Consider the following 18984-nt stretch of genomic DNA (forward strand, 5'->3'; position numbering starts at 1 on the left):
GAAGGAGAGAGATGCGGCACGGCAGTTACCGGTTTGTCGCGAGCTTCCTCGCGATCCCACTGGCGTTGTATGCGATCTTCGTGATCTCACCGTTCGCCCAGGCGTTCTACTACTCGTTGACGGACTGGACGGGAATCTCACCGAAGTTCGAGTTCGTGGGTCTGGAGAACTTCAAGACCCTGACCCGCGACGCCGTCTTCCGGACGGCGCTCGGGAACAACGTGGTGCTGCTGATCGGCGTGCCGCTGATCACGATCCTGCTCGCGCTGACGTTCGCCTACCTGCTCAACGTAGGTGGGCGGGCGAACAGCGCGGGCGTGCAGGGGGTGCGGGGGAACGGCTTCTACAAGCTCGCGTTCTTCTTCCCGCAGGTCCTGTCCGTCCCGGTCATCGCGGTGATCTGGTCGGTGGTGATGAACTCCACCGACAACGGGCTGGCCAACTCGGTCACCCGCCGGCTGGGGCTCGGCTCGTCGGAGTACCTGGCCAGTCCCGACCTCGCGCTGTACTGCGTGATGTGGGTGATGATCTGGGGCAGTGTCGGGTTCTACCTGGTGCTGTTCAACGCCGCGATGTCCGGCATCCCGAAGGACATCTTCGAGGCTGCCATCATCGACGGCGCCGGCCGGGCGGCGACGTTCTTCCGGATCACCCTGCCGCTGCTGTGGGACACCATCCAGACGGCCTGGGTCTACCTGGCCATCCTGGCGCTGGACGCCTACGCCCTGGTCGCGGTGATGACGGCCGGGCCCGGTGGTCCGGATAACTCGACCCAGGTGATGGGGCTGCAGATCGCGGACAACGGGTTCCAGTACGGCCGGGCCGGCTACGCGTCGGCGATGGGTGTGGTGCTGTTCTTCCTGACGCTGATCATCGCGGCCATCATGCTTCGGGCCACCCGGCGCGACCGGATCGAATACTGAGGGACACTCGATGACTGTGCAGATCGACGTCAAGGGCCCGGCCGAGCAGGCGGACCAGGGCGGCGGAAAGGGCAGCGGCAAGCCGCCGCGGATCCAGCCCGCCGGCGGCAAGGACCGGGTGTTCAGCCCGGTCAACGTCTTCTCCCACACGGTGCTGATCGCCTGGAGCATCCTGGTCGTGGTGCCCTTCCTCTGGGCGCTGATCGCGTCGGTGAAGAGCACCGGCGAGATCTTCGGCGACAACCCCTGGGCGCTGCCCAAGGAGTTGCTCTGGAGCAACTTCTCCAAGGCCTGGGACAAGGGCGTCGGCGACTACCTGTTCAACAGCGTCGTGGTGGTCACGGGCGGTGTCTTCGGCACCATGCTGTTCGGCTCGATGGTGGCCTACGTGCTGGCCCGCTACGAGTTCCCCGGCAACCGCTTCATCTACTACCTGTTCGCGGCCGGGATGATGTTCCCGACCTTCCTGGCGATCGTGCCGCTGTTCTTCGTCGTCAAGGGCTTCGACATGGTGTCGACGTACCAGGGCCTGATCCTGGTCTACATCGCCTACTCGCTGCCGTTCACGGTGTTCTTCATGCACGCGTTCTTCCGGACCTTGCCGACCTCGATCGCCGAGGCCGCGCTGGTCGACGGCGCGTCGCACGCCACCACGTTCTTCCGGGTGATGCTGCCGATGGCCAAGCCCGGCCTGATCAGCGTCGGCATCTTCAACGTGCTCGGCCAGTTCAACCAGTTCGTGCTGCCGTCGTTCCTGTCGCCGGAGAAGCCGGTGCTGTCGCAGGGCATCGCGACCCTGCTCGGCAGCCAGCGGTACGAGAACGACTGGGGCACGCTGTTCGCCGCGCTCACCATCGCGATGGTCCCGGTGATCGTCGTCTACCTGATCTTCTACCGCCAGGTGCAGGCCGGTCTCACCGGCGCGACGCTCAAGTAACTGCCTGAACACCGACGCGGGACCGTGGACATGCTGTTTCCTGTTCACGGTCCCGCGCACGTGTTCAACGTGCCGGCACAGACCCGTTAGGGTGCGGGACGTGCTGAAGCGGCGGACGGTGTTGCAGGGGGCGCTGGCGGGCGCCCTGCTGAGCGGTTGCTCCTCGAACGAGCCATCCGGTGGCCCGGCCCGTACGGCGGACAACCCGTTCGCCGTGTCCGGAGACCTGCCGCTGGAGGTGATGGTCTCCGAGGAGTACGGCGGGTTCGCGGCGCCGCAGTACCGGAGGAAGTTCGCGCAGGCGACGGTGTCGGTGACGCCGACCAAGCAGCTGCGGGACCTGCTGCAGTCGCGGTTCGCCGCGGGCAGCCCGCCGGACGTCGTGCTGAGTACCGGGGAGAAGGCGCTCAGCGTCAGCCGGCTGGTCGCGGACGGGCACCTGACCGACCTCGGGCCGTTGCTGAGCGCACCGTCCTGGGACAACCCCGGCGTGGCCGTCGAGGACGCGATGCTGCCGGGCCTGCTCGACTCCGGCCGGTACGACGGGACGCTGCGTGCCCTCAACTATCTCGTCGACGTCTACGGCCTCTGGTACTCCGCCCGCCTGTTCCAGCAGCACGGCTGGGACGTGCCGCGCACCTGGCCGGAACTGCTGGCGCTCGGCGCGGAGATGAAGGCGGTCGGCGTCGGCCCGTTCACCTACGCCGGCATGCACCCGTACTACGTGCTGGAGGCCGTGCTCACGCTCGCGGCCAAGACCGGCGGGCACGACGTGGTCAAGCGGATCGACAACCTCGAGGACGGCGCCTGGAAGGACCAGAGCGTCACCCGAGCGATCACCGCGTTCGGCGAGCTGACCCGGCGCGGGCTGATCGCCACCGGCAGCACGAACCTGGACCACACCGGCTCGCAGACGCTGCTGATGCGCTCGAAGGCCGGCCTGCTGCCGTGCGGCAACTGGCTGGAGAACGAGATGAAGTCGGTGATCCCGCCGAACTTCGGCCTGACCATGTTCGGCCTGCCGCCGCTGGACGGGTCCCCGGCGCTGCCCCGCGGGGTGCACGTCGCGCCGACCGCGCCGCTGGTGGTCGCAGCCAAGGGCAAGAACGGGTCCGGCGGCGTGGAGTACCTGCGGGCGATGCTGTCCAAGGAGGTCGCCGCGCAGGTCACCGCCGAGACCAACCGGCTGACGGTCGTCCGCGGCGGCGCCGACGGCCAGGAGATCGGTACGGCGCTCCGGTCGGCCCGGGACCTGCTCAGCGCGGCCGGGGACCAGGCGATCACCTGGTACTTCGCCGACTGGTACCCGGCGTTCGGCAAGACCGCCGGCGAGCTGACCGGGCAGTTCCTCGCCGGGGCGTTCCGGGTCGACGAGTGGGCGGCCCGGGTCCAGGCGGCCGCGGACCGGATCAAGCAGGACCGGAACATCACGAAGTACCACCGCGACTGACCCGGCACTCTCCGCCTCGGTAAGGTTAGGGCAACCTAACTCGTGAGGATCTTCGATGCGTTCTCTGCTGCGGCCGCTCGCGCTGCTCGTCGTTCCCCTGCTCGCGCTCACCGCCTGCGGGTCCGGTGACGAGCCGGACTCCGCGGCCCAGCCCGGGGCGGCGTCCTCGGCGGAGTCCGGCGCGTTCCCGGTGTCGATCAAGAACAAGTACGGCACCGCGGAGCTCAAGGCGGAGCCGAAGCGGGTGGTGACGGTCGGACTGGTCGAGCAGGACGCGCTGCTCGCGCTGGGGGTGGTTCCGGTCGGCACCACCGAGTGGTTCGGGGAGAAGCCCGGCGCGCTGTTCCCGTGGGCGAAGGAGAAGCTCGGCGACGCGCAAGTGCCGACCGTGCTGCGCGACAAGGACGGCATCCAGTTCGAGAAGATCGCCGCGCTGGCGCCGGACCTGATCGTCGGGATGTACTCGGGGATCTCGGCCGACGACTACCAGAAGCTCACGGCGATCGCGCCGACGGTGGCGCAGCCGGCCGGCGTACCGGACTACGGGGTGGCCTGGCAGGACGTCGCGCGGACCGTCGGCCAGGCGGTCGGCAAGCCGCGGCAGGCCGACGAGTTGGTGCAGGGGATCGAGCAGCGGTTCGCCACCGTGCGGGCCGAGCACCCGGAGTTCAAGGACAAGCCGGCGTTGATGGCGACGCCGTACGAGGGCTACTTCGTCTACGGCAGCCAGGACCCGCGCTCGCGGCTGCTGACCGACCTCGGCTTCCGCCTGCCGAGCGGGCTCGACCAGTTGCTCGGCGGCAAGTTCGGCGGCAACCTCAGCGCCGAGCGGATCACGCTGCTCGACCAGCAGGCGCTGGTCTGGTTCCCGACCAAGGGCGGCACGGCGAAGTTGCAGAACGACCCGCTCTACAAGAACCTTGCCGTCCGCAAGCAGGGCCGTGACGTCTTCGTCGAGGAGAACCACGACGACGCGCTGTACGGCGCGACCAGTTTCGTCTCCGTCCTCAGCCTGCCCATCGTGCTCGACCAGCTCGTCCCGAAGCTCGCCGCCGCCGTCGACGGCGATCCCGCCACCACCGCCTGACCGGCCTTATGACCAAGGCGACACCGCCCGGGTGTGGCTCGGTGGGCGGGCGCTGGCAGAATCGGGGGTATGTCAGCAGCCGCTCCCGACGTCACCCCTGGGCGGACCGGGCTTTCGGGGCGCTCGCCGCGCCCGGCCGGGTCGTTCGCGCAGGTTCTTTCCCTCGGTGCCCGGGTGCACCGGGGGCCGCGTCCGGACGCCGGGTTCGTCCCGGTGCCGGGCCGGTAGGCGCCGGATGGCGACGATCGGTGTCGCGATCCCGATCGCGGAACCCTACGGCTCCGAGCTGCAGAAGTACCGGGCGGACTTCGGCGACCCGATGGCGTCGTCGATCCCGACCCACGTGACGCTGCTGCCGCCGACCGAGGTGGCCGACGAGGACCTGCCGGCGATCGACGAGCACCTGCTGCAGCTGGCCGCCCGGTTCCCGAGCTTCCGGATCCGGCTGCGCGGTACGGCGACCTTCCGGCCGATCTCGCCGGTGGTGTTCGTGACGCTGGCCGAGGGCATCTCGTCCTGCGAGGTGCTGCAGTCCCAGGTCCGGTCCGGCCCGCTGCAGGTCGAGCTGCGCTTCCCGTACCACCCGCACGTGACGGTCGCGCACGACTTGGACAAGGAGTCCCTGGACCGGGCGTACGACACGCTCGCGGACTACGACTGCGCCTTCGACGTCGACGCGTTCAGCCGCTACGAGCACGGCGCCGACGGCGTGTGGCGCCCGCAACGCGACTTCCCGCTGGCAGGCTAGAACCGCGGAGCACTAGTACTCCGCGGTCGGGGTACAGGAGATCCATGGGCGTCAAAGAACGGGGTCAGGCGGTCTGGGCACGGTTCAGCCGCACGCAGTTGTGGCGGGCCTGGAAGCGGTACGGCGACCGGCGCGGCAACCGGCTCGCCGGGGCCACCAGCTTCTTCGGCTTTCTCTCGATGTTCCCGCTGATCGTGCTGACGGCGGCGGTCACCGGCAAGCTGCTGGACCCGTCGGCGGTCGACCGGCTGAAGAAGGCGATCGCGACCAACCTGCCCGGCATCGGCGAACAGATCGACCTGGACACGCTGATCAGCAACGCCGGCGCCATCGGGCTGGTCTCCGGGGTCTCGCTGCTGCTCACCGGTCTGGGCTGGATCGACTCGTTGCGCGCCTCGATCCGGTCGATGCACGAGCTGGACGACCAGCCCGGCAACGTGGTCAAGCTCAAGGTGTTCGATCTCGGCGCGCTGATCGGCCTCGGCCTGATCGGGTTGATCGCGACGGGTGCGTCGTCGGTGCTGGTCGGGCTGTCCGACAAGATCGTCGAGTGGGTCGGCCTGGACGGGACCTGGCTGGCCCGGTGGGGCATCGGCCTGATCAGCATCCTGGTCGGCGTCGCGGCCGGGGCACTGCTGTTCCTTTACCTGCAGACCGCGATGCCGCGGATCCTGCTGCCGCGCAAGGTGGCGATGATCGCCGCGCTGGTCGGTGGGGTGCTGTTCTACCTGGCCCAGCGACTCGGCAACAGCTACGTGAAGAACGTGATCGGCAACAACGCGGCGTACGGGACGCTGGCGTTGCCGCTGGCCCTGCTGGTGTGGATCTACCTGATGACCCGGGCGATCATGCTGATCGCCGCCTGGACGAAGGAAGCGACGCTGGACCACCGCTGGCACACCGGCGAGGCCGAGGAGGCGGCCCGGGCGGCGATGCCGTTCGAGACCGACGAGTACGCCGTCAGCCCGCCGCGCCGGCGCTCGAACGGTTCCACCGACCCGGCGCCGGACGAGAACGGGCTGCTGCCGGGGCCGCCGGGCAAGAAGTTCAAGGTGGTCCCGATCCCGGCCCGCAAGGCCGACACCGTGGCCGTCGCCGCCGGCGCGCTGCTGGGCGCGACCGCCACCGCCATCACCGTCCAGCTCTCCCGCGCCGCCCGCTCCCTGCGCCGCTGACGCGCGATCCCGCCCACCGCGCCCCCGGCGCACTCTCGTGGGTCAACCCACCACGGGCATGGTTGGCCCACCGAATTCCGATGGGCCAACCATGGGTCTCAACGGTTAACCCACCAGAGTCGGCGGGGCAGGCAGAACGGCGGCTAGTGGCGTCGGCCCTTGGGGCGGCGGCTGTGGGCGCGGAGGGCCCGGGGCCGGCGCAGGACCAGCGCGAGCAGCAGGAACGCCGGCGCGGCGTACGCCCAGGCCGGGATCCGGAACACGATCGCCTGGACGGCCTGACCCGGTGCCAGCACCGTCCGGCTGCGGTTCGGCAGTGGTGGGGCGACCGGGCCCTTCTTCGACGTGTTCCGCCCGCTCGTCTCCTCGGCCGCCGTCGGCCGGGCCAGCGTGCCGACCGGGGTGAGCGTGCTGTAGTTGCGGAAGGCCCAGTCGAGCAGCTCGGTCGCGTCCCCGGTGACGCCGTGCGGCGAGTTCAGCATCGTCACCACCAGCGTGTGCCCGTTGCGCCGGGCGGCCCCGATGAAGGTGTTGCGCGCCAGCGTCGTGTAACCGGTCTTCACCCCGAGCGCGCCGTCGTAGTTGAACAGCAGCTTGTTCTGGTTCGCGACCTGGTAGGTGCCGGACTCGGCGAGCGGGAAGTTCGTGTACTTCGTCGCCGCGTACTTCGCGAAGTCGCGCCGCGCCAGCCCCGCCCGGGCGAACAGGGCCAGGTCGTACGCACTCGAGACCTGCCCGTCGGCGTCCAGCCCGGTCGGATCGGTGACGTGGGTGTCGAGCGCGCCGAGGTCGGCGGCCAGCTTGTTCATCCGCTGGACCGTGCCCGCGGTACCGCCTTCGTCGTGCTGGACCAGGGCGTTCACGGCGTCGTTGCCGGAGGCCAGGAACATGCCCTCGAACAGCAGGTCGACGGAGTACCGCAGTCCCGGGTACACGCCGACCTTGCTGCCCACGATGCCGGCGTCCTGGTTGGTGCCGACGACGACGTCCTTCTTGTTCAGCCGGGGCAGCAGGACGAGCGCGGTCAGCGTCTTGAGCGTGCTGGCGGGGCGCAGTTTCGCGTGCGGCGCCTTGGCCGCGAGCACGGCGCCGGTGCCGATGTCCGCGACGACGTACGCCGACGCGTGCACGGCCGGCGGTGTCGCTCCGGCGGCGACGACCGTCGACCCCGTGGTCAGCTGCGCGCCGCCCACCGGACTCCGCGAGCCCTGGCCGGCGGCGGTCGCTGTGAGCGGACCGGCCACCAGCATCACGGTGGCGGCGCCGGCCGTCAGGAGGACACGCATCGGCGGCACTCTAGACAACCCCCGGTCCACCAGTCACCCCCGCCACCCCGTTCCCCCTCGCCCCCAGCTCCCGTCCCCGCCGTCCGAGCCCGTTCCCCCGCGGCGCGCCGCGTCTGATGGGTTGACCCCCGAAGTGCAGGGTTGGCCCACCAAATTCCGATGGGCCAACCCTGTCTCCGACGGGTTAACCCATCAGAGTGCGCTGAGGCGGTCGGCGGAGGCGCCGGGGCGGGGCTGGAGTCGGCCCCGGCGCTGGAGCCGGACCTGGCCCTGGAGCTGGCGCCGGAGCCGGACCTGGCCCTAACCCTGGAGCTGGCGCTGGAGCCGGGGCCGGCGCTCAAGCCGAAGCCGGGGTTGGGGGCGGGGGTGGCGTCAGGCGCGGTACGCCGTCCACATGTTGCTGATTCGGGTGCTCTGGCCCGGGGTGAACTGGTTGTAGCAGGAGTCGTAGGAGTAGTCCATGTAGTTGCGGATGGGGTCCAGGCCCGGCAGCGAGCACGAGTCCCGGCCGGTCGGGCAGCCGCTGGTCGCGCTGCTCTGCGCCGGGGTGTCGGCGACGGAGTCGTTCGTCGACGTACAGCCGCCCTGGAACGTGTGGTAGAGCCCGAACCAGTGCCCGGCCTCGTGGGTCGCGGTCTTGCCGAGGTTGAAGTTCGCCGACGAGCCGCCCGGCAGCGAGCTGTACTGCACCCGGACGCCGTCGATGCTCGGGTTGCGCGCGTAGTCCCACGGGAAGGTGGCGATGCCGAGGTAGCTGAAGTTGACCAGCCAGATGTTCAGCGCGTTCTTGCCGCCCTTGCGGGTCTGCGACCGGTACGTCGTACTTTGCTGGTCGCGGTGCCACTGGTCGTTGTTGTACCGGTAGGTCCCGGCCAGCGTGAAGGTGAAGCCGGTGTTCGCGGCCTGGGAGGACTCGCCACCGGCGAAGTTCTGGTTCAGCTCGGCGATCTGCTGGGAGATCTGGGTGCTGGTCACGTCGCCGGCGCCGGAACTGCTGCGCATCACGTGGATGTAGACCGGCACGTTCGCGGCCGCCAGTCTGCCGGCCGCGGGGGCGAGCCCGCGGGCCCGCTTGGCGGCGACCAGTTCGGCGGTGCGCGCCTCGATCGCCTTCTGCTCGGCGACGCTCAGCTCGCGGTGGTCGGCTTCTTGGCCACCGCGCGCCGACGTCGGGTCGGCCGGGGTGAAGCACGGGTTGGACAGCCCTTCGGCGGGCAACTTCGCGGTCGCCTGACCACCGAGCGGGCTGAACGCGAGCGCCGTACCGGCCAGCAGCACGGCCAGGGGACGGGGAACGAAAGATCGCATGACGCGCTCCTCCAGATCGGGCTGCTTGGGCGGTGCGGCCGAATCAGCCGATTTTCAGCGTCCTCCCGCCGATCCGCCACCCCCAACCCCGTCCCACCAGTGCCACGGCAGTACTACGCCGCGGGCCCGCTCGAGGGCGAGCGAACCTGAAGCTGGTCGCGGGCCTCAGCCACTGACCATCCGACTGCTGTTCTGTTTGCGTGGTGCTCTTTGCTGTTGTGGTTGGCCGTTCCGTGCGGTTCAGGAAAGCTCCGACTCCGCCTGCTGGATGGCGGCGAACTCCTCCTCGGGGGCGGAGGCGACCAGGTGGTGGCGGCTGTAGAACCAGAAGTAGGCGAGGGCGACCAGGAACAACCCCGCGGTGATGGCGGCGGCGAGTTCGTCGACGAAGAAGGTGGCGACGACGGCGGTGACGGCCAGCACCAGGGCGATGCCGGTGGTGACGACGCCGCCGGGGGTGCGGTAGGGCCGCTCCAGGCCGGGTTCGCGGACGCGCAGCACGATGTGGGCGAGCATCATCAGCACGTACGAGACCGTCGCGCCGAAGACCGCGATGTTGATCAGCAGCGCGCCGTCCTGGGTGATCGCGGCGAGCAGGAAGCCGATCGCGCCGGGCACCACCAGGGCCAGGTACGGCGTCTTGCGCTTGCCGGTGACCGACAGGAAGCGCGGCAGGTACCCGGCCCGGGACAGCGCGAACAGCTGCCGGGAGTAGGCGTAGACGATCGAGAAGAAGCTGGCGACCAGACCGGCGAGGCCGACGTAGTTGACGAAGTCGGCGATCCACGGGTCCCCGCCCAGCGCGGTCCGCAACGCCAGCGGCAGCGGGTTGTCCGACTCGGCGATGACCGACGACCCGGCACCGCCCGCGCTGAAGACCAGGATCAGGCCGGCGAAGACGAGCAGGATGCCCATCGCGGTGATGATGCCGCGGGGCATGTCCTTGCGCGGGTCGCGGGCCTCCTCGGCGGCCAGCGGGACCCCTTCCACCGCGAGAAAGAACCAGATCCCGTAGACCAGCGCCGCCAGCACCCCGGCGTAGCCGAACGGGATGAACTCGTTCGCCCCGGCGGCGTCGTTCGGCACGATGTCGAACAGCTTGCCGGCGTCGAACTTCGGGATCATCGCGATCACGAAGACCACCAGTGCGACGACCGCGATCGCGGTGATGGCGAGGGTGAGCCGCAGCGCCTCGCCCACGCCGTACAGGTGGATGCCGACGAAGATCACGTAGCAGGCCAGGTAGACCGGCCAGCTCGACGTCAGCCCGAACAGCCCGAGCGCCTCGACGTAGCCGCCGATGAAGGTGGCGATCGCGGCCGGCGCGATCGCGTACTCGATCAGAATCGCGGTGCCGGTGGCGAACCCGCCGAGCGGGCCGAGCGCCCGCCGGGCGAACCCGTAGCCGGCGCCGGCGACCGGGATCGCCGAGGCCAGCTCGGCCAGCCCGAACACCATGCAGCTGTACATCGTGGCCATCAGCACGGTGGCGATCAGCAGTCCGCCCCAGCCGCCCTCGGCCAGCCCGAAGTTCCAGCCGGCGAAGTCGCCGGAGATGACGTAGGCGACCCCGAGCCCGGCCAGCAGCACCCAGCCGGCCGCGCCGCGCCGCAACTGCCGTTGCTCCAGGTACTCCTTGCCCACCTGCTGGTAGTCGACGCGCGAGGTCTTCCGGCTCATGGTGGCTCCAATGGTCTACGGGCATACCACTAGGAATGGCCACGAGGTTCCTCGCGGACCGGGGTGCTGTCAAGGGAAACGCCACATTGACATCGGCCCGGGCAGTTGCGTCAATGGACTGTCCGCAGACCAATGAACCCGGGAGCGACCGTGGCCTTCACAACCGGCAAGCTGACCGTGCAGGAGCTGCGGGACCTGGTGGCGGGCGGCCAGATCGACACCGTGCTGGTCGCGATCACCGACATGCAGGGCCGGCTGCAGGGCAAGCGCTGCGGCGCGCGCTACTTCCTGGAGGAGGTCGTGCAGCACGGCACCGAGGGCTGCAACTACCTGCTCGCGGTCGACGTCGACATGAACACCGTCGACGGCTACGCGATGTCGTCGTGGGAGAGCGGGTACGGCGACCTGCTGATGGCGCCCGACCTGGACACGCTGCGCCTGCTGCCCTGGCTCGACGGCACCGCGCTGGTGCTCTGCGACGTCCAGTGGCTCGACGGGCAACCGATGCCGGCCAGCCCTCGGCAGATCCTCAAGGCCCAGCTCGACCGCCTCGCCGAGCGCGGCCTGACGGCGTACGTCGGGACCGAGCTGGAGTTCATCGTCTTCAACGACACCTTCGAGCAGGCCTGGTCCCAGTCCTACCGCGACCTCGACCCGGCGAACCAGTACAACGTCGACTACTCACTGCTCGGCACCTCCCGGATCGAGCCGCTGCTGCGCGACATCCGTATCGCGATGGAGGGCGCCGGCCTGTACGTCGAGTCGGCCAAGGGCGAGTGCAACCTCGGCCAGCAGGAGATCGCGTTCCGGTACGCCGAGGCGCTGGCCACCTGCGACAACCACTCGATCTACAAGACCGGGGCGAAGGAGATCGCCGCCAAGCACGGCAAGAGCCTGACCTTCATGGCCAAGTACGACGAGCGCGAGGGCAACTCCTGCCACATCCACCTGAGCTTTCGCGGGCCTGGCGGCGAGCCGGTGCTGGCCGGTGACCGGGAGCACGGCTTCAGCCTGCTGATGGAGCAGTTCATCGCCGGCCAGCTCGCCTGCCTGCCGGAGCTCACCTACCTGCTCGCGCCGAACATCAACTCCTACAAGCGGTTCCAGCCCGGCAGCTTCGCGCCGACTGCGGTCGCCTGGGGCCTGGACAACCGCACCTGCGCGCTCCGGGTGGTCGGCCACGGCCAGTCGCTGCGGGTCGAGAACCGGCTGCCCGGCGGCGACGTGAACCCGTACCTCGCCGTCGCCGCCCTGATCGCGTCCGGCCTGCACGGGATCGAGAACGAGCTCGAGCTGGAACCGCTGCTGGCCGGCAACGCCTACACCAGCGACAAACCGCACGTGCCGACGACGCTGCGGGAGGCGTCCGCGCTGTTCGGCGGGTCGAAGATCGCCCGCGAGGCGTTCGGTGACGACGTGGTCGACCACTACCTCAACGCGGCGAGGGTGGAGCTGGACGCCTACGACGCCGTGGTCACCGACTGGGAGCGCATCCGTGGCTTCGAGCGCCTCTGACACCCCGAGAATCGGCATCACGACGTACCTCGAGCCCACCATCTGGGGTGTCTGGGAGCGGGACGCGGCGCTGCTGCCCCGGGTGTACCTGGACTCCGTGGTCGCGGCCGGCGGCGTACCGCTGCTGCTGCCGCCGGTCGGCACCGACCCGTCGGTCCTGGACGTGCTGGACGGTCTGGTGATCGCGGGCGGCTGCGACGTCGACCCCGGCTCGTACGACGCCGTGCCGCATCCGGAGACGGTCGGCACCAGGCGGGGGCGCGACGAGCACGAGGCGATCCTGATCCGGGCGGCGCTGGCCGCCGACCTGCCGTTGCTTGCGATCTGCCGCGGTTTGCAGATGCTCAACGTCACCCTGGGCGGCACGCTGCAGCAGCACCTTCCCGAGGCGGTCGGTCACGACGAGCACCGGCCGTCGCCCGCGATCTTCGGCCGGACCGACGTGAAGATCGACGACGGCACGCTGACCAGCCGGCTGTTCGGAGACCGGACCACCGTGCACTGCTACCACCACCAGGCTCTCGATCGCGTCGCGCCCGGCCTGCAGGTCACGGCTCGCGCCGGCGACGGCACGGTCGAGGCGGCCGAGGTGACCGGCCAGGCCTTCGCGCTCGGGGTGCAGTGGCATCCCGAGGAGAATCCCGACGACCTGCGGTTGTTCACCGCTCTGGTCGACGAAGCCCTGAGGAGACGAACCCGGTGACCTACGACGTGATCAACCCGGCCACCGAGAAGGTGGTCCGCACGGTCGAGCTGGCCTCGGTCGAGCAGGCCGACGCAGCGATCGCCCGGGCCGCCGAGGCGTTCACCAGTTGGCGCGGGATCGCCCCGGCGGATCGCGGCCGGCTGCTGCGCCGGTTCGCCGACGCGGTCGACGCGGACCTGGAGAACCTGGCCGCCCTGGAGGTGGAGAACGCCGGTCACACGATCGGCAACGCCCGCTGGGAGGCCGGCAACGTGCGGGACGTGCTGCACTACTACGCCGCCGCGCCGGAACGCCTGTTCGGCCGCCAGATCCCTGTTGCCGGAGGCATCGACCTGACCGTGGCCGAGCCGCTCGGTGTGGTCGGCGTGATCGTGCCGTGGAACTTCCCGATGCCGATCGCCGGCTGGGGCTTCGCGCCCGCGCTGGCGGCGGGCAACACCGTGGTGCTGAAGCCGGCCGAGCTGACCCCGCTGACCGCGCTGCGACTCGGCGAGCTGGCCCTGGAGGCCGGGATCCCACCAGGAGTGCTGGAGATCGTGCCCGGCGCGGGCACGGTCGTGGGGCAGCGCTTCGTCACCCATCCGGCCGTGCGCAAGGTGGTCTTCACCGGGTCGACGGGCGTCGGCAAGCAGGTCATGGCCGGCTGCGCCGACCAGGTCAAGCGGGTGACGCTGGAGCTCGGCGGCAAGTCGGCGAACGTGGTGTTCGCGGACGCGGATCTGGACAAGGCCGCCGCGCAGGCGCCGTACGGGGTGTTCGACAACGCGGGGCAGGACTGTTGCGCGCGGTCGCGGATCCTGGTCGAGCGGTCGGTGCACGACCGGTTCCTGGAGCTGCTGGAGCCGGCGGTGAAGAATCTGCGGGTCGGCGACCCGGCCGACCCGGCGACGGAGATGGGCCCGCTGATCTCCGCGCGGCAGCGGGAGCGGGTCGCGGCGTACGTCGACGAGGGCGCGGTCGCGTTCCGCGGGCCGGCGCCGGACGGGCCCGGGTTCTGGTTCCCGCCGACCGTGCTGACCGGGCTCGCGGCGGACTCGCCGGCGCTGACCGAGGAGATCTTCGGCCCGGTCGTGGTGGTGGTGCCGTTCGAGGACGAGGCGGACGCGATCCGGCGCGCCAACGACACGGCGTACGGGCTGTCCGGGTCGATCTGGACCCGGGACGTCGGGCGTGCGCTGCGGGTGAGCCGGGGACTCGAGGCGGGCAACCTGTCGGTCAACTCGCACTCCTCGGTGCGCTACTCGACGCCGTTCGGCGGCTTCAAGCAGTCCGGGCTCGGCCGCGAGCTCGGCCCGGACGCGCTGGCCGCGTTCACCGAGACCAAGAACATCTTCATCAGCACGGAGGACTGAATGACTGACGTGAAGGCACACCGCCTCGAGGACCGGGTGGCGGTGGTCACCGGTGGCGCGAGCGGGATCGGCCTGGCCGGCGTGCGCCGGCTGGCGGCCGAGGGCGCGAAGGTGGTGATCGGCGATCTGGACCCCGAAGCCGGCAAGACCGCCGCCGACGAGGTGGGCGGCCTGTTCGTGCCGACCAACGTCACCGACGAGGCGGCCGTGCAGAACCTGTTCCGGCAGGCCTTCGACACCTACGGCGCGGTCGACATCGCCTTCAACAACGCCGGCATCTCGCCGCCGCAGGACGGGTCGATCCTGGAGACCGGGCTGGACGCCTGGCGCAAGGTCCAGGAGGTCAACCTGACCTCGGTGTACTTCTGCTGCAAGGCGGCGATCCCGTACATGCAGCGCCAGGGCAAGGGCTCGATCATCAACACGGCATCGTTCGTCGCGGTGATGGGCGCCGCAACCTCGCAGATCTCGTACTCCGCGTCCAAGGGCGGCGTGCTGGCGATGAGCCGGGAGCTGGGTGTGGAGTTCGCCCGGCAGGGGATCCGGGTGAACGCTTTGTGCCCGGGGCCGGTGAACACGCCGCTGCTGCAGGAGTTGTTCGCGGCCGATCCGGAGCGGGCTCAGCGGCGGCTGGTGCACGTGCCGATGGGCCGCTTCGGCGAACCCGAGGAGATCGCGGCCGCGGTGGCCTTTCTCGCCTCCGACGACGCGTCCTTCGTCACCGCGAACACGTTCCTGGTCGACGGCGGCATCTCCGCGGCGTACGTCACCCCCCTCTGACCCCCGCCACCACCCGCACCCCCCTTTGAAGGGAGAACCTGTCAACTTGTGGGTCAACCACCGGGTATACCGGGGCAGAACCCACAAGTTGGCAGGTTCTCCCCGCAGGTGGGGGTGGGGGTGGGGTGGGTGGGCCTAGGGTGGCGGCGAGAACGGGGAGAGGTGGGCGGTGTGGTCGAGGAGGCGCGGGCCGGCGAGGCGTTGTTCCGGCCGGTGCGGACCGGCAACCCGTTCGAGGAAACCGTCGAACGGTTGCTGCAGGCCATCAAACTCGGGGTCGTCGGGCCCGGCGAGCGGTTGCCGGCCGAGCGCGACCTGGCCGCCCGGCTGAACGTGTCCCGCGTCACCCTGCGGGAGGCGATCCGGGCTCTCACCGAGGCCGGGTACGTCGAGTCGCGCCGCGGCCGGTACGGCGGGACCTTCGTCAACGAGCGGTTGCCGAGACCGCGCCGGGTCGGCCCGAAGAAGCTGGCGAGGGAGCTCGCCGACAGCCACGCCAACGGCGGCGGTCTGGAGGACGCGCTGGTGCTGCGGTCCGCGCTGGAGGTCGGTGCGGCCGAGGCGGCGGCGTCGCGGTCGCTCAGCGGGGGAGAGCGCGACCATCTGCTGCGCTGCCTGGCCGACACGGCGACGGCCAAGCTCGCGGACTACCGGCGGATGGACTCCCGGCTGCACCTGGCCGTCGCCGAGGTCAGCGGCTCACCCTCGCTCACCTCCGCGGTCGCGGACGTCCGGATGCGGCTGAACACGTTGCTCGACGCGATCCCGCTGCTCGAACCCAACATCGAGCACTCCGACCAGCAGCACCAGGCGGTGGTGGACGCGATCCTGGCCGCCGATCCGGAGGCGGCCCGGCAGGCGATGCACGAGCACCTGGCCGGGACCGCCGCTTTGTTGCGAGCCTTCTTGAGCTGACCGCCGGGGCCCGCCCGGTGCGGGAAAACCGGCGGGACCGCGGGCGACACGCCGGAGCCGTTGGCACCAGTGCGCCAAATCCGGCGCGAACAGATGGGTAACGAGGGGGTGGCGGACAGGTATCCGTGTGTGACACTCGCCGTGTCCGGTGGCACTCGACTGTGATGTCGGCGAATGTAATCCTTCGGGGAGAATGTGGATCGATGACTGACGACGAGCTGGTCGGGCGCACCGGACTGGTCGAGCGTGCGCGGACACGGCTCGAGACCAGCGGCAGCGTGCTGCTCTACGGCCCGACGGGGATCGGCAAGTCCGCCCTCGCCCGGGCGCTCGTCGCCGACCGGACCCGCGCGGGCTGGCGGGTGCTCAGTGCCGCGCCGTCCCAGAGCGAGGCCGGACTCCCGTACGTCACGCTGCTCGACCTGCTGTCGAACCAGCTCGAGCTGGCCTGGCAGGTCCTGCCGGACCACCTGCGCCAGCCGCTGGAGGTCGCGCTGCTCAAGGCGAGCGCGCCGGACACCGTGCGGGACGAGCTGGCCGTGCGCCTCGCCGTACTGCACGTACTGCGGCGCCTGGCGGCGTCCGGGCCGGTGCTGCTCGTCGTGGACGACATCCAGTGGGTCGACCCGTCCAGCCTCGAGGTGCTGACCTTCTGCGCGCGCCGCCTGACCGACGGCGTGCACATGCTCGCCACCGAGCAGGTGGCCGACGGCGACCTCCCGGTGATGGCCGAGGCGTGCCCGGAGCCCGTGCTGCAGCTGGAGGTGCCTCCGCTCGCCGAGCCCGACGTACTGGCCCTGCTGCGGAACCGGCTCTCCAGTCCGCTGCCGGTGCGGACCGCGCGCCGCATCCACACCGCGAGCGGAGGCAGCCCGTTCATGGCGCTGGAGCTCGGGCGCGCGGTGCTGCGGCACCCGCAGGGCGTCTCGCCGAACGATCCACTGCCCGTGTCGAGCCGGTTGAAGACGCTGCTCGGCGACCGTCTCGCCGACCTCGGTCCGGCGACCCACGAACTGCTGCTGCACGCCTCCGCCTCGCCGCGGCCGACGACCGCGCAGCTGGCGCAGTCCCTCGGCCGGCCGATCGAGGCGGAGCTGGCCGAGGCGGAGGGGCTCGGTCTGATCGACGTCTCCTCCGACCGGCTGCGGTTCAGCCACCCGCTGCTGCGCGAGTTCGTGTACGCCGAGGCGACGTCGGCCGCACGCCGGCAGGCGCACGCCCGGCTGGCCGCGGTGGTCGAGGAGCCGGTCGAGAAGGCCACTCACCGGGCCCTGGCCACCCAGGAGGCGGACGCGGACCTCGCGGCGGCACTGGAGGACGCCGCCGCCACCGCGGGAGCCCGGGGTGCGCTGGGAGCCGCCGCGACGCTGTGGCGGCTCGCCGCCGAGCGGACTCCGGCCGCCGAGCCGGACGACCGCGCCCGGCGGCTGACCCGGGCGGCCGACGACGCGGCGGCGGCCGGTCACCTGGTCGAGTCGGCGGAGATGGCGCGACAAGCCGTCCAGTGCGCCACCCGGCCGGACGTGAAGGTGCCGGCGCTGCTGCTGCTCGTCGACGCCGCCTGGCCCGAGCGGGAGCAGCGGATCGAGCTGCTGGCGGAGGCGTTCGAGGCCGCCGCGGGCGACGACCGGCTGGAGGCGCAGGTTCGGATCGTGCGCAGCCACAGCGCGTACTTCGACCGCCGGCTCGACGACGCCCGCGAGGACGCCCGGGTGGCCGAGCAGCTCGCCCGCCGGTGCGGTGACACCGAGGCCCTGGTCGACGCCCTGAGCGCGGCCCACCCGGTCGAGATCGCGGTCGGCGGCGGCCAGGCCTCGGACCGGCTGCTCGGCCAGGCCGGCGAGCTCGCGCTCGGCCTGCCGCTGACCAAGACCGTGGTGCACGCCCGGCAGATGGCCGCGATGCGGGAGCTGTTCCGCGGCAACACCGCCGCGGCGATCGAGGGCATCGGCCCGCTGGTCGAGGAGGTCCGCGACGGCGGGGCGGTGCGCTGGCTGGCCGGCATCCTGATCTCCGCGACCGCGATCTACGAACGCAGCGGGCACGGCGCCGAGGCGCTGGCCGCCGGGCACGAGTGCCTGCAGCTGATGCAGGACCTGGGCGACGAGCCTGAGGTCGGCCTGGTGATCGCGGCCCGCGCCGAGTGGGCCGGCGGCACCGCGACGACGGCGCGGGAGCTGGCCGAGGCGGCGCTGGAGGCCGTGCGGGTGATCGGCAACGACGAGTGGACCGGTCCGGCCCTGGCCAGCGTCGGGCTGGTCGGCGTCCTGACCGGGGACCCGCAGCGCGCGGTCGAGGCGTTCGACGCGATCGCCGACTCGGGCGAGGCCGCGATGCCGTACGACCCGGCCGTCATCCCCTGGCACGCCGACTACGCCGAGGCGCTGGTCGCCTGCGGGCGGCTGGACGACGCGGCGGCGCTGCTCGCCGACATCCGCGAGCGGGCCGAGACGCTGGACCGTGAGGTGGTCCGGGTCGGCCTGGCCCGTTCGGAGGCGCTGCTGATCGCCAAGCGCGGCGACCCGGCCGCGGCGCTCGACCTGCTGGAGAAGACGCTGGCCGGGGTCGGCGACCGGGTGTACCCGCTAGACCTCGCGCGCTGCGAGCTGACCCGCGGCCGGGTGGCCCGGCAGGCCCGTCGCCGCTCGGTCGCCCGGTCGGCGTTCCTGGACGCGATCGAGCAGTTCGAGGCGTACGGCGCGCCGGCCTGGCGGGAGGTCGCGGAGACCGAGCTCGCCCGGCTCGACGTCCCGAGCCGCAGTCGGCAGCCGTCGGAGCTGACCGACAACGAGCTGCAGATCGTCGCGATGGTGCGCGACGGGTCCACCAACCGGGAGATCGCGGCCGCGCTCTACCTGAGCGTGAAGGCCGTCGAGTCGCAGCTGACCCGGCTCTACCGCCGGTTCGGCGTCGCCAACCGCACCCAGCTGCTGCGCACGGTGGACCGCGGGGGAACCGACCTCGCGCAGAGGTAAACCCTTGTGGTGACCCGCCGGTAGCCGAGCACCCCTTGCCGTCGGCCGGTCACCGGGAGAAATCTCGGCCTCACGTAGTGAGCCAAGGCGTGTCCTGCTGTCCCGCGGGCCACGCCTGCCCCTCGGTGGGGCGGCCGAGTGAGGCGC

Annotated in this window: 15 protein-coding genes; 12 read left to right on the forward strand and 3 right to left on the reverse strand. The window is 71.0% G+C overall.

The window, feature by feature from the left end; all coding sequences use genetic code 11:
* Window positions 1-11 precede the first annotated feature (11 nt).
* The 6 genes from KFLA_RS06500 (at window position 12) to KFLA_RS06525 (ending at window position 6320) form a co-directional block, all read left to right on the forward strand.
* Window positions 12-923, forward strand: coding sequence for a carbohydrate ABC transporter permease (locus KFLA_RS06500; protein ID WP_012918975.1), 912 nt, complete (start codon window positions 12-14; stop codon window positions 921-923).
* Window positions 924-933: 10 nt separating this feature from the next.
* Window positions 934-1860 carry a carbohydrate ABC transporter permease gene (locus KFLA_RS06505; RefSeq protein ID WP_012918976.1) on the forward strand — a complete coding sequence of 309 codons (927 nt, stop codon included), beginning with the start codon at window positions 934-936 and terminating at the stop codon, window positions 1858-1860.
* A 100-nt stretch (window positions 1861-1960) separates the two neighbouring features.
* Window positions 1961-3310: an N-acetylglucosamine/diacetylchitobiose ABC transporter substrate-binding protein gene (ngcE, locus tag KFLA_RS06510; protein ID WP_012918977.1), complete on the forward strand. Its 1350-nt coding sequence runs from the start codon at window positions 1961-1963 to the stop codon at window positions 3308-3310.
* Between the two features lie 55 nt (window positions 3311-3365).
* Window positions 3366-4397: an iron-siderophore ABC transporter substrate-binding protein gene (locus KFLA_RS06515; protein ID WP_012918978.1), complete on the forward strand. Its 1032-nt coding sequence runs from the start codon at window positions 3366-3368 to the stop codon at window positions 4395-4397.
* 235 nt (window positions 4398-4632) lie between these two features.
* Window positions 4633-5145 carry a 2'-5' RNA ligase family protein gene (locus KFLA_RS06520; protein ID WP_012918979.1) on the forward strand — a complete coding sequence of 171 codons (513 nt, stop codon included), beginning with the start codon at window positions 4633-4635 and terminating at the stop codon, window positions 5143-5145.
* A gap of 44 nt (window positions 5146-5189) precedes the next feature.
* On the forward strand, window positions 5190-6320 hold the full coding sequence (locus KFLA_RS06525; protein ID WP_012918980.1) for a YihY/virulence factor BrkB family protein: 1131 nt from the start codon (window positions 5190-5192) through the stop codon (window positions 6318-6320).
* A 143-nt stretch (window positions 6321-6463) separates the two neighbouring features.
* Here the strand turns inward: KFLA_RS06525 and KFLA_RS06530 are convergent, their stop codons facing one another.
* From KFLA_RS06530 to eat, 3 genes are all read right to left on the reverse strand, one after another.
* Entirely contained in the window at window positions 6464-7606 is a 1143-nt protein-coding gene (locus KFLA_RS06530; RefSeq protein ID WP_012918981.1) for a D-alanyl-D-alanine carboxypeptidase family protein, read from the reverse strand.
* A 372-nt stretch (window positions 7607-7978) separates the two neighbouring features.
* The gene (locus KFLA_RS06535; RefSeq protein WP_012918982.1) at window positions 7979-8914 is read right to left on the reverse strand and encodes a zinc metalloprotease; all 936 of its coding nucleotides are present in this window, start codon (window positions 8912-8914) and stop codon (window positions 7979-7981) included.
* Window positions 8915-9154: 240 nt separating this feature from the next.
* Window positions 9155-10594, reverse strand: coding sequence for an ethanolamine permease (gene eat / locus KFLA_RS06540; protein WP_012918983.1), 1440 nt, complete (start codon window positions 10592-10594; stop codon window positions 9155-9157).
* 150 nt (window positions 10595-10744) lie between these two features.
* On the opposite strand from eat, the gene KFLA_RS06545 reads away from it, so the two are divergent.
* The 6 genes from KFLA_RS06545 to KFLA_RS06570 all read left to right on the forward strand — a co-directional run bounded on the left by KFLA_RS06545 (window position 10745) and on the right by KFLA_RS06570 (window position 18837).
* On the forward strand, window positions 10745-12109 hold the full coding sequence (locus tag KFLA_RS06545) for a glutamine synthetase family protein (RefSeq protein WP_041289845.1): 1365 nt from the start codon (window positions 10745-10747) through the stop codon (window positions 12107-12109).
* Window positions 12090-12812, forward strand: a complete 723-nt coding sequence (locus tag KFLA_RS06550) for a gamma-glutamyl-gamma-aminobutyrate hydrolase family protein (RefSeq protein WP_012918985.1) — start codon at window positions 12090-12092, stop codon at window positions 12810-12812. The genes KFLA_RS06545 and KFLA_RS06550 overlap by 20 nt, the downstream gene beginning before the upstream one ends.
* Complete coding sequence (locus tag KFLA_RS06555) at window positions 12809-14167, forward strand: aldehyde dehydrogenase family protein (RefSeq protein WP_012918986.1); 1359 nt, start codon at window positions 12809-12811, stop codon at window positions 14165-14167. The genes KFLA_RS06550 and KFLA_RS06555 overlap by 4 nt, the downstream gene beginning before the upstream one ends.
* Window positions 14168-14947 (forward strand): 3-oxoacyl-ACP reductase, encoded by a 780-nt coding sequence (locus KFLA_RS06560; RefSeq protein WP_012918987.1) that lies wholly within the window; start codon window positions 14168-14170, stop codon window positions 14945-14947.
* Between the two features lie 171 nt (window positions 14948-15118).
* Window positions 15119-15862, forward strand: a complete 744-nt coding sequence (locus tag KFLA_RS06565; protein WP_012918988.1) for a FadR/GntR family transcriptional regulator — start codon at window positions 15119-15121, stop codon at window positions 15860-15862.
* Between the two features lie 203 nt (window positions 15863-16065).
* A complete protein-coding gene (locus tag KFLA_RS06570; protein WP_012918989.1) occupies window positions 16066-18837 on the forward strand; it encodes a helix-turn-helix transcriptional regulator in 2772 nt (923 codons plus the stop codon).
* Window positions 18838-18984 lie beyond the last annotated feature (147 nt).

It is taken from the genome of Kribbella flavida DSM 17836 (assembly GCF_000024345.1).
GTDB lineage: Bacteria > Actinomycetota > Actinomycetes > Propionibacteriales > Kribbellaceae > Kribbella > Kribbella flavida.

Excerpts from the sequence above, each read along its gene's own strand:
- KFLA_RS06530 (WP_012918981.1), bottom strand. The coding sequence starts at position 7,606 with ATGCGTGTCCTCCTGACGGCCGGCGCCGCCACCGTGATGCTGGTGGCC.
- KFLA_RS06535 (WP_012918982.1), bottom strand. The coding sequence starts at position 8,914 with ATGCGATCTTTCGTTCCCCGTCCCCTGGCCGTGCTGCTGGCCGGTACG.
- KFLA_RS06505 (WP_012918976.1), top strand. The coding sequence starts at position 934 with ATGACTGTGCAGATCGACGTCAAGGGCCCGGCCGAGCAGGCGGACCAG.
- KFLA_RS06500 (WP_012918975.1), top strand. The coding sequence starts at position 12 with ATGCGGCACGGCAGTTACCGGTTTGTCGCGAGCTTCCTCGCGATCCCA.
- KFLA_RS06515 (WP_012918978.1), top strand. The coding sequence starts at position 3,366 with ATGCGTTCTCTGCTGCGGCCGCTCGCGCTGCTCGTCGTTCCCCTGCTC.
- eat (WP_012918983.1), bottom strand. The coding sequence starts at position 10,594 with ATGAGCCGGAAGACCTCGCGCGTCGACTACCAGCAGGTGGGCAAGGAG.
- KFLA_RS06525 (WP_012918980.1), top strand. The coding sequence starts at position 5,190 with ATGGGCGTCAAAGAACGGGGTCAGGCGGTCTGGGCACGGTTCAGCCGC.
- KFLA_RS06570 (WP_012918989.1), top strand. The coding sequence starts at position 16,066 with ATGACTGACGACGAGCTGGTCGGGCGCACCGGACTGGTCGAGCGTGCG.
- KFLA_RS06560 (WP_012918987.1), top strand. The coding sequence starts at position 14,168 with ATGACTGACGTGAAGGCACACCGCCTCGAGGACCGGGTGGCGGTGGTC.
- KFLA_RS06520 (WP_012918979.1), top strand. The coding sequence starts at position 4,633 with ATGGCGACGATCGGTGTCGCGATCCCGATCGCGGAACCCTACGGCTCC.